The following is a 15,811-nucleotide window of genomic DNA, read 5'->3' as shown; positions in this document are numbered from 1 at the left end:
AATTCACTATGTTGAGCTATGACTTTTCCCACAACTTGGTTAGCTATAATCTGCCTAAAATAGTATTTTTAATATATGGTATACTGTATTACGCGCAGTTACTTTTATTTTGGACTTGAAATAATAATTTTACTAACCCTATTGAATAAAGCTACTTATGATACAAATTAAATTTTTACCAAAAGGACTATCTTATATAGCCTTCACAGCACTGCTTGCTTTATATTACACATTAGTAGTCAACATACCAGTATACAAAGAGCTTGTACAAATACTGTCTGCTATCGATACGGTCAAGATAGGTTTTGTTATTACCATTCCTATCTTTTTCTTTGCAACATTAAACTTCCTCTTTAACTTATTTTCTTGGCCTTGGCTTGCTAAACCTTTTTTCATTTTACTATTAATCACTTCAAGCTTAGTAAGTTATGGTGGCTATAACTACGGCACGCTCTTTGACACTGGTATGATAACCAATATCGTTGAAACTGATTCGAGTGAAGCAAGTTCATACCTTAGTATGTACTCTGTAGTGTGGACGGTTTTGATGGGTATTATCCCTGCTCTACTTGTCTTTAAAGTCAAACTCCAGCCAATCGGTGGCCAATGGTTAAAGTTTGGATTATCCAAAATAATCTCTATGCTGGCATCACTTGCAGTAGTAGCAATAATCGCCTTACTTTATTACCAAGATTACGCCTCCGTCGGACGCAATAATAGCTACCTCAAAAAAGCCATCATTCCTACTCAGTACGTTTATTCAACATATCACTTTATCAAAGATACTTACTTTACAACACCAGAGCCATACCGTGAAATAGGACTTGATGCACAACAGTCACCAGCAGCACTCCAACAAGCAAAAGAAAAGCCCACTTTATTGGTCATCGTTGTGGGTGAAACAGCTCGATCGCAAAATTATCAACTGAATGGTTACCCACGAGAAACCAACCCGTACACAAGTCAATTTGATATCATTTCATTTCAAGATGTTGCATCTTGTGGTACTGCAACCGCTGTTTCCGTTCCATGCATGTTTTCCCAACTTAATAGGAGTGATTTTGAACGAAATATCGCGGATAACCAAGATAATGCTTTAGACATCATGCAACGCGCTGGCATCGATATCTTATGGAAAGAGAACGATGGCGGAGATAAAAATGTCGCTCATAAAGTCAAAAAAACGGAAATTGATCGTAAACGCAAAGATAGCTTGTGCAATGGTAACACTTGCTTCGATATGGCGCTGTTAGAAAACTTCGATAGCGACGTCTCTGCTCTAAAAGGCAATAGGGTGATCGCTCTACACCTTATTGGTAGCCACGGCCCAACTTACTTCCAGCGTTACCCAAAAGACAAGGCATTTTTCCAGCCCGACTGCCCTCGTGCAGACATAGAAAACTGCTCTGATGAGGCGATCGTCAACACTTACGATAATACGATCCGTTATACCGACTTTATACTTTCTCAGACTATTGAGAAACTTCAAGCCTTAGATGAATATTACAACACAGCCATGATTTATGTATCTGATCATGGGGAATCACTAGGTGAAAAGGGCGTATTTCTTCATGGGTTACCTTATGGTTTGGCACCTGACTTTCAAAAACGAGTACCACTCATTACTTGGATGTCAGAGGGATTCCAAGAAGCCAAAAACATCAATAACGAGTGCTTGAAGCAAAAAGCACAAATGACGGATACTCACTCACATGATAACTTTTTCCACTCTTTGCTTGGCTTAATGGATGTAGAAACCACAGCTCGAGACGGGAAAATGGACATATTTAGTTCTTGCAGACAATAATTTAATAATTTCTAGCCACCTTAATTCTTCTTAATACCAAGTCTAAAGGTGGCGAAATATTGATTTATTCTCTCACCCCTTATAATCACCTCCCCAATGATTGATATTATCTTCAATCTTCAATCTTCAATCTTCAATCTTCAATCTTCAATCTTCACCAACTCATCAATCATTCATCCAAGGTTCAACTTCTTGTGGCATACTGTATCCAGTAGCATAAAGATCGATTTGTTTTAAAGCTTACAAGCTAACAAAATGTGCTCGCTAAATTTGATGTTGGGCTAAGTACAATATTAACAATAACTGCATTAACTTAATGTATATTAGCCATAAATTCATATCTTTATGATCAATCATAGAGTTCAACAACTAAAGGTTTTATCATGAAAACTTTCGGTAACATAATTTGGTTTGTTTTTGGTGGTGTGTTTATGGGGCTAATGTGGTGGTTTTTTGGTCTCCTTGCATTTATCAGCATCATTGGCATTCCATGGGGGCGAGCCTGTTTCGTCATCGGTACCTTTTCGTTTTTCCCATTTGGCAAAGAAGCAATATCAAGAGATGAATTAACTAATGAAATGGATATTGGTACAAGCCCATTGGGTACCATCGGTAACGTGATCTGGTTCGTGCTTGCAGGAGTTTGGTTGGCTATCGGTCACATCCTATCTGCTACGGCTTGTTTTGTCACTATTATAGGAATTCCATTTGCACTACAGCATTTGAAATTAGCTTTGATATCATTAGCTCCTATTGGTAAAACCATTGTATCAACGGAAGAAGCTGCTGCTGCTCGTTACAGCATAAAACGTTAATAACTTTAGGTTCACAAGGCATGAAAATGTTATAAAAATACTATTTGATACATTGAAAAAGGTATTTAACCCCCATTTATAAGCCTGTGAACCAAAACAGCCTTATCTTTCAATTTTATCAATTAGGACTTGTTTCGTCCGAGATTCAATAGCTTTTATTGCCATAGTAACTGTCATCGGCACATGAGCATGATAGGGATGTAGAACATAAATCGGGCAAGGCTTGGATCTATCAACGTTAGAAACGGCTTGTAAGCACTGGTTATTTTCCAACATAAATTCGGGTATTATGCCGACTCCTAAGCCCATCTCTAATAAACTCATAACACCAAATACAGTATTCGCCTTGTGGCCTACCTCAAATTTAATTGCAGTATGATCCTCACCGATAGAAGTTCTATGCACGATCGGCTCAACTTGCCAATCATGGGCAATATAAGAAGCTGTCTTCCAATCCTCTTCAAAAGAGGAAGAACAACAAAGTACATCGTAAAATTCTCCAACTTTACGCTGCTTCAAATTCGAATCACCGGATGTTCCAACTCGAATAGCTAAATCCACATTTCGCTCAACAATATCAACGTGCTTATCATCACTGATCAAGTTTAACTTTACATCAGGATAATCAGCAAACACTTCAGTTAAAGCAGGAAGTACTATTGAGTGCATTAATGCATGTGACGCTGTCACATTTATATTGCCTGTTGGCACCCGCTTAAGTTCAGCAGCTTCTAGCCAAGCACTTTCTGCCAACTTCGTCATTTGAGCGCACTGCATATAAAAACGCTCACCTGCCGGTGTTAAAGACTGCTTTCTTGTTGTGCGTTTTAATAAACAAGTGTCCAACTCATATTCCAATTGCTTTAAAGCTGAGCTCAGTACTGATTTTGATAAATCCAGTTTTTCTGACGCTTTAGTAATTGACCCACTCTCTACAATATGAACAAATAGAGACATCAAGCGTAACTTGTTCATCTAAACTATCATCCCCAACTCTTAATATTTTATTCTATGTTTTCAAGATACTTTTGAGTATATACACAAGTAACCTCAAAATCACATTGGAGTTTACTTATCATCTTTTATTAACAAAAGCTTTTAGTGACGTCACTCAACCACCTTGGCCAAAATGATAAATTTACGACCATTATTAACAGAGACTTTGAAGTGAATAAGGTAAAAGCTTTTACTCCTCTTAAAAATCTGTATTTGCCTGAGATGAAACATATTTCTTATTAAATATGCATTTGTTATTTGCCATTATTTGACAGTTTTATTATCATCACAACAAATCAAACAACCCACTATCATAAGAGAAACAATGAAACTTGAATCAGTTGCAAAGGCACTAAAAGAATTGGGCCACCCTACTCGTTTGAATATCTATAAAGAAGTCGTAAAATCAGGAAGCCAAGGTATTGCTGTAGGTGGTGTCCAAAATAAGCTTGGTATTCCAGCCTCTACACTTTCTCACCATATATCAAGCCTCTCCTCTGCTGGCCTAATAAGCCAACGTCGTCAAGGTAGAACTTTATGCTGTATTGCTGACGAGCAATGTTTAGAAACTGTGATCGGATTTTTACGTTCTGAATGCTTAGTTGAAAGTGCACTTTAAAAGATTCAATCATTTTTCTTTGTCTACATTGACAACAAGCGTACTAATTTAAAGTACGCTTATTTTTTATTAAAAACTATCAACTCAACATTGAGCTCTCAATGTAAAATATAACCAATCAAAATACTCAACAACCACTCCATAATTCAGGCATATGCTTTTTTTGCTGCACAATGCATTAATAAAAGATAGCAATCAAAAAAACATTCATAAAAAAATTAAAAAATCAAATTTCAACAAGAAAAATGTCAGTTTTATTACCATTTATGGCATTTTAATGTCATTTTTCTGACCGGACGTTGACTTAAACTTTACATAGATGGAGAATAAACCATCATTTCCTATTAAATTGTCAGGAAAGATTGAGAATATTTCAAGATCGGTGTGTGTTATGAAGAATAAAATGATAAAAACTTTAGTTGCAGTTACTTTAATTACTTCAACATTTTTAAGTTCAGTGGTATTGGCTAACCCTTCTTCTGGAAGAATTCACTTTACAGGTAATATTGTCCATATGCCATGTAATATAAATACTTCCTCTACTTCACAAGTGATCAGCTTACGAACGGCAAATGGCCAAATGCAACGTATCAGTATTCCATTAGCTAACTGTCAAGAAGTAACCTCTAATAAAGAGCGTTTCAGTGTTACACTAAAGAGCTTCTCAGAGACAATTAAACTGTATGATTCTAATCGTAAAGCTATCAAGTTAGGTCAAAGTAATGACGAAAGTTCATTTAATGAGCTACATAAGCAAAGCCTCCAGCTGTTTGCTCAAACGTCATTAACAGACATGAAAAGTGATAACTTGAGCTCATCTACTTTGTTGCTTTCTTATTTTTAATAATTTCACATCCGCCACACACCATTTCCTTACTCGTTTAGCTATTTCATAAGCCGTACTAAACGAGTAAGTTCTGTCTAATTTCGTGTTTTTAATTTTATTCTCTCAAAGCTTTTCACTAAACACGCCACATTGATTACACTTATAGCCCTGTTTATAAAAAAATAAAGGGAAACCTAATAGAATAAAGACTACAAATGCAGGCCGTTTTCCTTGGGTATACGGAGAGAGATCATCACTGCCACATACGGGACAAATATCTCCTTGTTTCTCTTCAATACTAATTTCATCATTTAGACACTGCGAGAAATCAGTATTTAATATTTGCTGAGCTAATTGGACATTTTCTTCATCAACGAATAAACGGACCCCCCCAATGGCATTTGAATAAAGCCATTGCGTGTTAATCGTATGCTCATCAGCAATAACGCACCTTACATTAGCTGATTCTAAACTAGATTTAGCCATTTGAGCTTCATGAGGAAACGAGAACCTTGCGATAACCACCATATATATTTCCCTAATATTTTTTCAATATTAAACAAACCTTAACAAAAATAGCGCATATAACACAAGTTGCCTATCATATAAATGCAACTATCTTTATGTAAATGAGTAAAAACTTTTTATTGCTAGTGTTCTTTGATCTTACCCAGCGAATCTCAAAATTGGCTAAACTATAACCTCAACTTTTCACTCATTCTTGTTTTACCAGTATGAACAATCTTTTCTATTCAGCTCATATTTCGGCTTAACCTTTAATGGTCTTTTTATTTAATAAATCATTTCGAACCATTAAATTAAGATATACTTAAGTACAATGATGTATCAAACACCTTAAGAAGGGACAAAATCAGGAATATCGACTGTCCATTAACAGATTTTTAAGCATTTTTATGCCAACATTGAGTAAATAAGATAAATGTCATTTTCAGCTCAATATTTGATTTGACTCGAATGAGAAAAGAAGAATGTTGGTATTGTACAAAAGTAGCGGTATGCTGGGTAAGCCACATGGGGAGTGGTGCTTCACTTTCGCTTGCAAATCTCAAAGGCTGCCAAGCAGGTAGCCTTTTTCTCGTTCACTTTTAACATCTATAACGCTAACTGTTTACATTTTTATCTTTACCCAGAGATAGTAACCAAATACAAATAGCTGCTACTGCAACAAACCCGGATAAAATTATCATCGGCATCGCTGTATAACCGAGTATATGCCAGATCACTGATTCAAAAGTACTCATTTTCTCTCCTTAGGTTCATTACCAACCTTCAATGTTTTTCATGTCAGGTAGTTTATGTGCAATACCTTTATGACAATCAACACATGTTTTCTCTCCAGATTTTAGTTCCGTTGAGTGTAATTTCGCGCTACGAGGAGCTTGCTCTGAGAAGTCCATATAACTAAACTCATGACAATTTCGACACTCTTGCGAATTATTGTCTTTCATTCGCTTCCATTCCCGCTCTGCTAAATGACCACGGCGTTCAGCAAACTTTTCAGGGGTATCAATCGTCCCCATTAAGTGGGCAATAATTTCTTTGGATGCCTGCACTTTACGAACGATCTTATCTGTCCAATTATGAGGGACATGGCAGTCAGAACATATTGCACGTACTCCAGAACGGTTTGCATAATGAATTGTCTCCTTAATTTCTTTAACAATGGGTGCGTGACATCCAGAACAAAACTCTTCTGTATTAGTTTTTTCCATGACGGTATTAAAAGCCCCCCAGAACAATAACCCTCCAATAAATCCCATGAATAACACTGAGCCTACCGCAACCTTACTCGGTGTTTTTAATCGTAACCAAAATGTTTTTAATAACTTCATATACCACTCCTTACTCTAAGGTTGCCTTCAGTGCATCAACACGTTTGAAGTCATTTTCAACTAATGGCTTAGCATCTGCTTGAGGGATATGGCATTGCTGACAGAAGTAACGGCTGGGTGATACATCTGATAATACTTGTCCTTGTCGTGGTGAAATATAATGCGTTACACTGATTTTGGTCGCTCCCATCGCCTTTGCATTTTTCCAACTATGACAAGCCAAACACCGATTCGCGTTCAGTGATACTTCATAATTACGAATCGTATGTGGGATTAAAGGTGGTTGATAAACATAGTCACTATCAATCAAACCTTGATCTTTAGGATAGTGTTTCATCGGATCTGCAGGGCGTGTTTCTTCTAATTCAGCAGAACCACGCAATGATTTTAGACCTCCAATCCCCCCTGGATTAAAAGCTGCTGTTTTTGCTACCGTATCTGTAAAAACATGAGTTGATAGCGTTGTTTGTTCACTATATACAACCCCTGCTAATAATGTACTCACCGCTAATACGGCCAATAAAATTCTTTTCATAATGTTCTCCGCCAACAAACTAACTCTGAAATAAAGTAAGGCAACCTACGATCGGCTTAAACCTTACTGATTTTCACTGGGCACTTTTTAAAATCAGTTTGTTTTGACAGAGGATCAGTCGCATCAAGAATCAACTTATTAACTAAAATACGTGCATCAAAAAATGGGATAAATATCAATCCTAAAGGTGGGCGGTTGCGACCACGGGTTTCAATCCGGCAACGAACCTCACCACGACGAGAAGCGACACTCACCTCATCACCACGATGTAAACCTCGTTTCTTTGCATCTTCAGGGTGTATGTAACATAAAGCATCCGGAACCGCTTTATATAGTTCAGGAACACGACGTGTCATAGTTCCAGTATGCCAATGTTCTAACACTCGTCCAGTACATAGCCACATATCGTATTCACTATCAGGCACTTCTGGTGGTGCTTCATAAGGTGATGAGATTATCCACGCTTTCCCATCAGGTTTACCGTAGAAATCCCAACCCGAACCTTTTTTCGCATAAGGATCCGAATCTTCTTTATAACGCCACAAAGTTTCTTTACCATCAACAACTGGCCAACGTAAGCCTCTGACTTGATGATAAGTATCATAGGATGCTAAATCATGCCCATGACCACGTCCAAATGATGCATATTCTTCAAATAGGCCTTTTTGAACATAAAAACCTTGTGCTTTTGCATCATCATTTAGCTCTTGTGCTTCACTCAATGGAAATTTATCTACCTGCCCATTGCGGAATAAAATGTCATACATCGTTTTGCCACGGTATTGAGGCATTTTTTTAATCAGATCTTCTTCCCACACCTCTTCAACTTTAAAGCGCTTAGAAAACTCCATGATTTGCCATAAGTCTGATTTAGCGTTTCCAGGGGCTTCTACTTGTTGATACCATGCTTGAGTCCGGCGTTCGGCATTACCATAAGCTCCTTCTTTTTCTACCCACATTGCAGTCGGTAAGATAAGATCGGCAGCTTGAGCTGTAGCGGTTGGATATGGATCTGAACAAACGATAAAATTTTCTGGATTACGATAACCAGGCAAACGCTCTTTATTAATATTTGGACCTGCCTGCATGTTGTTGTTACACATCACCCAATAAGCGTTCAACTTACCATCTTTTAACATTCGATCTTGTAAAACGGCGTGATAGCCCGGTTTGATTGGAATTGTGTTTTCTGGTAGCTTCCAGATCCTTTCTGCAATTTCACGATGTTTAGGGTTAGTCACGACCATATCTGCTGGTAATCGATGTGCAAATGTACCAACTTCACGTGCTGTTCCACATGCTGATGGTTGACCTGTAAGTGAAAATGGGCTGTTACCGGGCGTTGCAATTTTACCGGTCAGTAAATGAAGATTATAAACCAAGCTTTGCATCCACACTCCACGAGTATGTTGGTTCATACCCATAGTCCAAAGTGACATCACTTTAAGTTTTGGATCAGCATAATATTTCGCTAGCTTAATCAACTTATCTGGCATAATTCCAGACATTTCAGCGGTTTTTTCTAGTGTATATTCTGCAACAGACGCTTTATATTCCTCGAACGTCATCGGGAAAATTTCATCAGAGTTAGGGTGTGCAGCCCTCTTTTGTAGTGGATCGTCGTCACGTAAACCATAACCAATATCTGTTTGTGCACGTTTAAAATGGGTATGTTTATTCACAAAATCCCAGTTAACGGCATCATTTTGAATAATGTAGTTAGCGATATAATTAGCGATTGCTAGATCTGTTTGTGGCTCAAAAATCATTCCAGTATCGGCCAATTCAAAAGAACGATGTTGGTAGGTTGAAAGCACATTCACTCTAACATGAGGATGACTTAGACGACGATCAGTAATGCGAGTCCATAGTATTGGGTGCATTTCTGCCATATTTGAGCCCCACAGAACAAATATATCAGCATTTTCTATATCGTCATAACATCCCATTGGTTCATCAATACCAAAAGTACGCATAAAACCACCAACTGCAGAAGCCATACAATGACGCGCATTTGGATCAATATTGTTAGAGCGAAAGCCTGCCTTCATCATTTTTGTTGCAGCATAACCTTCCATAACTGTCCACTGACCAGAACCAAACATACCCACCCCTGTTGGGCCTTGTTTTTTCAATGCAGACTTCCACTTTTCAGCCATCACATCAAAAGCCGTATCCCATGATACAGAAGTAAACTCACCGTCTTTATCATAATGGCCATCTTTCATGCGCAGCATAGGCGTTTGTAGGCGATCTTTGCCATACATAATCTTTGAGAGGAAATAACCTTTGATACAATTAAGGCCTTTGTTTACTGATGCTTGAGGATCTCCTTGCGTCGCCACGACTCGACCATTTTGGGTTCCCACTAAAACGGAACAACCAGTTCCACAAAAGCGACACGGCGCTTTGTCCCATTTAATTTTTGTTTCATCAGAACTCACAATTAAGTTAGTTGCCGAGGCGGGTAAGGTTATTCCTGCAACAGCCGCTGCTGAAGCGGCAGCATTTGCTTTAACAAATGCGCGTCTAGTTAATTTCATGCATTGCCCTCAGGTTGCATCTCAAAGTGTTCAATTTGGTGATATACCAAAAAAGTGGTTAATACATTTTCTAAATTATTGATTTTATCTATAGTGTCGGTCACGTAACCTTGGTTTTCGGTCTCAAGTACTACGATGATTTTCCCTGCCTCACTATCGCACGGTATCTCAGTATTCAACATTGCTAAGATCTGTTGCTTTATCTGTTGTAAATATGCAGGTTTGACGTGAACAATAAGGCTGGAAATATGTACTTCTTGTAACGACATATAGACTCTCTTTTGTTTGACATTAGAGTATGCTGTGTTCAACACGGTGTAAGGTAATAGCTGTTGTTGGGCAGACAGAAATACAAGCACCACAGCCAACACAATCCGATATTGATATTGACGGTACTGCAACTTTTCCAACCTGAAGGTGAAATTGAATCGCCTGTGACTCACACATATCACTACAGCTTCGGCACTCAATATTTTTTGTTGCTATACAAGCATCATTTACAGTTGCCGTTATTGCCCATGGCAGTTCTGTTTGTGCCAAAAAGAGTGGTTTAGGGCAGACATCTGCACACTGATAACAAAATGTGCACTCCTTTTCTCCTCGGCTAAAATCCACCTGCGGAAACCCACCATTGCCTTTAGTGAGGATGCTTGCTTCACAAATGTTGATACAACGTTCACAGCGAGAACATATATCTGTAAATTCAGCTTCATTCTTCAACCAAGGTAAACGCGGCAAGCTTGCTTGATTTCTGTGAGTAAATAATTGTCGTCGAGTACGTTCAAACATTCTTACTCTCACTTTCAGTTAAAAACATCGCATCAGTGATACGTTGTGCCATCACTTCAAAACCACCCACACCCTGTTCATATTTATTAAATAAATTCTAAATGATGAAATAATTGCTTAAATACCACCAAAGAGGTAATTGATATAATAGTTTGTTCCAGATCAAGAAATCTGACTCGTAGAGCTCGCATTATTAACTCATAGAGTAAGCCAATGAAGTAAGATTATTAGATTTTGAAAATATACCTTATCAGGAAGGGCGCACGTGGGTAGTTCTAAGACCAATTCAATAACAGTCACCATCGCACGCTCAATGGTCTTGATATTATTTATAACAATAGCAACCACTATACTTTCATTAATGACGTTAATTTCCAGTCTTAATGACGCAGAGGCAATCAACACTGCTGGTTCTATGCGTATGCAAAGTTATAGACTTGCCTTTGACGTGGAAACACATTCTCCATTACTTACTAAACACATTAACCACTTTGAGGATTCACTTTATTCGTCATCAATGAAAAAACTGAAACACTGGTCAGTACCTGAGGAAATTCAAGCACAATACACCGTCATAAAACAACGTTGGGAAGAGCTACGCCCAATATTCAAACAAAATGATAAAAAGGTTTTCATTCAGTATGTTGCCCCATTTGTTAATCGAATTGATATTTTCGTAGCAAAGCTGCAAGCCTCATCGGAATACAAACTACACCAATTGGTCTTCATTGGCGCAATAGGCTTAAGCACTATATTATGCATTGTTTTTTATACTATTCACTACACACGCCTACAAATCGTTGCTCCACTTAACGACTTAGTTGATGCCTGTAAACAAGTAAAAAAAAGAAACTTTCAGTTTCAAGTATGCAATAAGAGCACAAATGAATTAGGCATCTTGGCGACAACATTTAACAAAATGTCCTGTGAACTTGAGCAGCTATATGATGACTTAGAAAAAAATGTAGCTGAAAAGACACGCCGATTACGTCATACCAATGATTCATTGCAGGTACTTTATCATTGCTCTCAACAGCTTTCAGTTAGTCGACTTACTACAGAGCAGTTTACTCATGTACTTGAAACTATGCTTGAAATTGATGGTTTAACATCCGCTAAACTGATAATAGAAGAAAAGCAGGGTGGAAAAACGGAGATTAATGTAGGGCAAGTTCATGACAGCACTTGGCATTGGAATGATCTCTATGTTGATGATAGGTTAATGGGGCAACTTTGGTGGCAATATAGCTTACCTTGTCCTGATCAAGCATTAATTGAAAATATCTCACATATTATTGCTCGTGGGATCTATTACAACCAAGCTCAAAAGCAGTCTGAACATTTATTGTTAATGGAAGAACGTGCCACTATTGCTCGAGAGCTGCATGACTCATTGGCACAGTCACTCTCCTACTTGAAGATCCAACTAGCTTTACTTAAAAGAGAGTTACATCAAAGTCATCACTCAGAAAACATACACCCCACAGTAAAAGAAATCGACCGAGGGCTAGGCTGTGCTTACACACAACTGCGTGAATTACTGAACACTTTCCGTTTAACCATTAAAGATGCTAACTTTGGTGAGGCATTAAACCAAATGTTAGTTCCTTTAGAAAAACAAACCAATGCAACTTTAGTTATTAATAACCAACTCTCTTCAATAACTCTGAATGCTCATCAACAAGTCCACTTACTACAGATTATTCGCGAAGCAGTACTTAATGCCATTAAACACGCTGAAGCCGATAAAATTATTATTGCCTGCTATCAAAAAGGTGAAACCATCCAAGTGGCCATAACTGACGATGGAAAAGGTTTTGATACGGTGGAAAATAAGTGTGAACACTATGGTTTAAGCATCATGCAAGAACGATCATCTCGACTAAATGGCCATTTAGAAATTCAATCAGAAAGTAATCAGGGCAGTTCTATTAACCTGAGCTTTTTATTACAAGAAGGATAGTGGTATGGCACATTACAAAGTTATGATCGTTGATGATCATCCTTTAATTCGTCGTGGGATCTGTCAGCTAATGAGTATGGAATCAGATTTTCACTTAGTTGGTGAAGCCAGTAATGGTAACGATGCCATTGCCGTTGCACATAAAACCTTACCAGACCTGATCTTGCTCGATTTAAATATGAAAGGTATGTCTGGTTTAGACACATTAAAAGCTATGCGTCATGAAGGTATTTTAGCTTGCATTGTCGTGCTAACCGTCTCTGACAATCATAGTGATATCAATACGATGCTCAGAGCTGGTGCCGATGGTTATCTACTCAAGGATACGGAACCAGATGAATTAATTAAATTATTAAAATCAGCGCTACACGGTAATAAAGCTTACAGTGCTATAGTGAAAAGTTGTTTGGGCAAACAAGGCGGTATCGTTGAAATTCTTGACAAATTAACCGATCGTGAGATGCAGATCCTACGCGAAGTTGCAAAAGGCCAACGTAACCGCCAAATCGCCGAACAACTCTTTATTTCAGAATCGACGGTAAAAGTACATATGAAAAGCTTGCTGAGAAAGCTTCAAGTAAAGTCAAGAACCGCCGCTACCATCACCTATTTGGATGCTCAAAACCAGTAAAACTTGAACATAAATAGATAGTATCAAATGGCTTACTCGTACCCTAATCGATCAGCATAAAAATCAGCGATGAATCAATCAAAAACAACTTCTCTAAATATTAAGATTTTAATTGATAAAATAAGGCAGTTGTTCTTTTTTGAGGTTACTCTGCTTTGAAAAGCCAGTATGAACCATTACTTGACTTACATTCCATCTAGTTAGATCTTGAGAAAATATTGAAGTACCAAACATATGGCTCATATTCGTCACATTTGACGTATCCCAGTAACCAATGTCTTGGTTAAAACGACTAGCAAAGAAAAACATCATCCCCATACTTGTTGCTCTTGAAGTATCCCAAAAACGAATATCCTGATTAAAATTTTGTGCCCCCATAAACATTGCATCAAAATTTTTTACATTTGATGTATCCCAATTACCTATATTTTGATTGAATTTATGTGCGGCTAAAAACATCGCTTCAAAACTCTGTACCATCGATGTATTCCAATAGCCTATTTTTTGGTTAAAGAACGCCTGGCTAAACATATAACTCATATTGGTCACTTTTGAAGTATTCCAATGGCCGATATCTTTATTAAACCTAGCGCCCTTAAACATACCACTCATATTGGACACTTTTGACGTATCCCAGTCACCGATATCTTGGTTGAAGTTAGTTTGCTTAAACATGTCACTCATATCTGTGACATTAGATGTATCCCAATCACCAATATCAACATTAAAAGAATACCTGCTTTCAAACAAACTGCTCATATTTGTAACTTGAGTAGTACAGAGATTAATCTTTTCTTCTTCTAAAGCTCCTAATATTTTCTGGTCTCTGATAGTAACGTTGTCAACAACCAAATATACTTTACCGTTTTCTATCATAATAGAGTTAGGAAGTTTGTCTGGGCACTTGATTGATGCAAAAGCACCATAACTAACAAACATGATTACACCACCGATAAGCAATGAAAGAGTAGTTTTCATTTATTTCCCTACGTTTATGAAGACATTATTTATGTACATATAAAACGTAACCATACCCACAAACGCACTCAGTATCACTTGAGCTAGAAGATCATTAGTGATTAATATTTAAGGCTGTGAATTCAATCAAAATTTACAGCAATATCCGTCAGCAAAAATGACATTAAAAAAACTTAAAAGTAAGAGGCTTGTGATAAAAACAATTAAATAAGACAATTTACCCCCATAAATAACGCTGTTTCACAATGATTACCGCCACTTTTCATTAGACTTTTTGCGCTCTAGATTGAAGTCATCGGTACTCTTTTCTCTGTATCACTTATAAACAAAAAAGCCAGTGTCAAATCCATCAACACTAGCCTTTATTTGCTAGCTCGATGAGAGAGTCAATCTATAGAAAATGGCAGTTGCGCTTCGCTCAAAGCACTGTCCTCAGCAAATTCATAATGATCAATTACATTTCTCACATTCCAATTAGTTAGAGCATGATTAAATACCTCAGCCCCATAAGAGGTCAGTCCCATACTATAAGCATTCGATATATCCCAATCGCTGATATCAGCATTAAACGATCCACGTTCACCACATATCCTGCTCATATCCGTCACTTGTGGCGTACACAAGCGAATATAACCTTACTCTAAATTGTCTAACAAAGTCTTATTTTTAATTACACAATCAACATCAATAAACTATTCACCGTGTTATTTAATGAACAGGCTAAATTTACACTTTAAAGATAAAATAGAGCCAAAATATAATTTCCTGAAATAAAGTGTTTTTTATATATTATCCTTCTTTCAATTTACTAATCAGCCTGTGCTTTAACTCAACAAATTATTTCATTAGCACTATGAATTCTTAGTTAGTCCATAAAATCGCTCAAAGTCAGTGTAGACTTGCAATCACTCCTTCAATTAACTTCCAACCCGGAGCTGGCATTTATTATTTATACTATTGCTAATTATGCATAAAAGGAGGTACGAAGATAGATACCTCAGAAACATCTTCATTTCTTCAACAAGCTTAGTTGAACAGACATAACAAAAAACAAATAAAAGAACAAATAATACTCGTAGTGATTTTGAAAATGTTTTAATTAAATAGAAAAAGATAAAACTGTAGGAAAATATGACTAAACTACTTGAGCTTTTAATTTTAATGGTTATTTTTTTATTTTCATTTGTGTGCAATGCTGATACAAACTTATACTTACTTAATCATTCAGATAATGTTCTAACTGTTAATATTGATGGAAATGAAAAACTTATCCAACAAGTTGGTGAGAATGAAGTTCAACCATATAAGTACACCCAAATTGCAAGTTTAACAAGATACGCAGGAATTGAGTCGGGTAAAGATTATTATTTTTTTGTTTTTTTGGGTTATGATCAACTTACCCTCGCTATTCGATTACATGGCAGTGCCTGGGGAACAAGTATGTCTTATACTTTGG

Annotated in this window: 16 protein-coding genes and 1 pseudogene; 7 read left to right on the top strand and 10 right to left on the bottom strand. The window is 37.2% G+C overall.

The features are described 5' to 3' along the window. The first annotated feature begins 157 nt into the window (after positions 1-157). Positions 158-1,807: a phosphoethanolamine transferase gene (locus tag VSA01S_RS11515; RefSeq protein ID WP_039980525.1), complete on the top strand. Its 1,650-nt coding sequence runs from the start codon at positions 158-160 to the stop codon at positions 1,805-1,807. A gap of 383 nt (positions 1,808-2,190) precedes the next feature. Next, positions 2,191-2,622, top strand: coding sequence for a YccF domain-containing protein (locus VSA01S_RS11510; RefSeq protein ID WP_039980526.1), 432 nt, complete (start codon positions 2,191-2,193; stop codon positions 2,620-2,622). A 102-nt stretch (positions 2,623-2,724) separates the two neighbouring features. Here VSA01S_RS11510 and VSA01S_RS11505 read toward each other — a convergent pair whose 3' ends face one another. Beyond that, entirely contained in the window at positions 2,725-3,597 is an 873-nt protein-coding gene (locus VSA01S_RS11505; protein WP_039980527.1) for a LysR family transcriptional regulator, read from the bottom strand. Positions 3,598-3,943: 346 nt separating this feature from the next. On the opposite strand from VSA01S_RS11505, the gene VSA01S_RS11500 reads away from it, so the two are divergent. Continuing rightward, complete coding sequence (locus VSA01S_RS11500; RefSeq protein WP_039980528.1) at positions 3,944-4,237, top strand: ArsR/SmtB family transcription factor; 294 nt, start codon at positions 3,944-3,946, stop codon at positions 4,235-4,237. A gap of 391 nt (positions 4,238-4,628) precedes the next feature. Then, the gene (locus VSA01S_RS11495) at positions 4,629-5,081 is read left to right on the top strand and encodes a fimbrial protein (RefSeq protein WP_039980529.1); all 453 of its coding nucleotides are present in this window, start codon (positions 4,629-4,631) and stop codon (positions 5,079-5,081) included. A 105-nt stretch (positions 5,082-5,186) separates the two neighbouring features. Here VSA01S_RS11495 and VSA01S_RS11490 read toward each other — a convergent pair whose 3' ends face one another. The 7 genes from VSA01S_RS11490 to napF form a co-directional block, all read right to left on the bottom strand. Further along, entirely contained in the window at positions 5,187-5,591 is a 405-nt protein-coding gene (locus VSA01S_RS11490) for a putative signal transducing protein (RefSeq protein ID WP_039980530.1), read from the bottom strand. Between the two features lie 593 nt (positions 5,592-6,184). Next, positions 6,185-6,325 (bottom strand): TIGR02808 family protein, encoded by a 141-nt coding sequence (locus tag VSA01S_RS11485; protein ID WP_083932224.1) that lies wholly within the window; start codon positions 6,323-6,325, stop codon positions 6,185-6,187. A gap of 18 nt (positions 6,326-6,343) precedes the next feature. Further along, complete coding sequence (locus VSA01S_RS11480) at positions 6,344-6,916, bottom strand: NapC/NirT family cytochrome c (protein ID WP_039980531.1); 573 nt, start codon at positions 6,914-6,916, stop codon at positions 6,344-6,346. Positions 6,917-6,926: 10 nt separating this feature from the next. Beyond that, positions 6,927-7,451 carry a nitrate reductase cytochrome c-type subunit gene (locus VSA01S_RS11475; protein WP_039980532.1) on the bottom strand — a complete coding sequence of 175 codons (525 nt, stop codon included), beginning with the start codon at positions 7,449-7,451 and terminating at the stop codon, positions 6,927-6,929. A 56-nt stretch (positions 7,452-7,507) separates the two neighbouring features. Beyond that, positions 7,508-9,994 (bottom strand): periplasmic nitrate reductase subunit alpha, encoded by a 2,487-nt coding sequence (napA, locus tag VSA01S_RS11470; RefSeq protein ID WP_039980533.1) that lies wholly within the window; start codon positions 9,992-9,994, stop codon positions 7,508-7,510. Then, a complete protein-coding gene (locus VSA01S_RS11465) occupies positions 9,991-10,263 on the bottom strand; it encodes a chaperone NapD (RefSeq protein ID WP_039980534.1) in 273 nt (90 codons plus the stop codon). The genes napA and VSA01S_RS11465 overlap by 4 nt, the downstream gene beginning before the upstream one ends. Positions 10,264-10,285: 22 nt before the next feature. Further along, entirely contained in the window at positions 10,286-10,783 is a 498-nt protein-coding gene (gene napF, locus VSA01S_RS11460; protein WP_039980535.1) for a ferredoxin-type protein NapF, read from the bottom strand. Between the two features lie 265 nt (positions 10,784-11,048). Here napF and narQ point away from each other — a divergent pair, with 265 nt between their 5' ends. Both narQ and VSA01S_RS11450 read left to right on the top strand, forming a co-directional pair. Next, positions 11,049-12,746: a nitrate/nitrite two-component system sensor histidine kinase NarQ gene (gene narQ, locus VSA01S_RS11455; protein WP_039980536.1), complete on the top strand. Its 1,698-nt coding sequence runs from the start codon at positions 11,049-11,051 to the stop codon at positions 12,744-12,746. Positions 12,747-12,750: 4 nt separating this feature from the next. Beyond that, positions 12,751-13,377, top strand: coding sequence for a response regulator (locus VSA01S_RS11450; protein ID WP_039980537.1), 627 nt, complete (start codon positions 12,751-12,753; stop codon positions 13,375-13,377). Between the two features lie 108 nt (positions 13,378-13,485). Here the strand turns inward: VSA01S_RS11450 and VSA01S_RS11445 are convergent, their stop codons facing one another. Both VSA01S_RS11445 and VSA01S_RS20330 read right to left on the bottom strand, forming a co-directional pair. Further along, positions 13,486-14,355 (bottom strand): BspA family leucine-rich repeat surface protein, encoded by an 870-nt coding sequence (locus tag VSA01S_RS11445; protein ID WP_039980538.1) that lies wholly within the window; start codon positions 14,353-14,355, stop codon positions 13,486-13,488. 386 nt (positions 14,356-14,741) lie between these two features. Then, entirely contained in the window at positions 14,742-14,963 is a 222-nt protein-coding gene (locus VSA01S_RS20330; RefSeq protein WP_258007805.1) for a BspA family leucine-rich repeat surface protein, read from the bottom strand. A gap of 523 nt (positions 14,964-15,486) precedes the next feature. On the opposite strand from VSA01S_RS20330, the pseudogene VSA01S_RS11435 reads away from it, so the two are divergent. Further along, positions 15,487-15,811, top strand: a pseudogene (locus tag VSA01S_RS11435) (sphingomyelin phosphodiesterase); the annotation flags it as partial.

Origin of the sequence: Vibrio sagamiensis NBRC 104589, from assembly GCF_007990935.1 — a bacterium.
GTDB classification, from domain to species: domain Bacteria; phylum Pseudomonadota; class Gammaproteobacteria; order Enterobacterales; family Vibrionaceae; genus Vibrio; species Vibrio sagamiensis.
The sequence above is the reverse complement of the archived record's forward strand: the minus strand, read 5'-3'. Positions and strand labels throughout refer to the sequence as shown.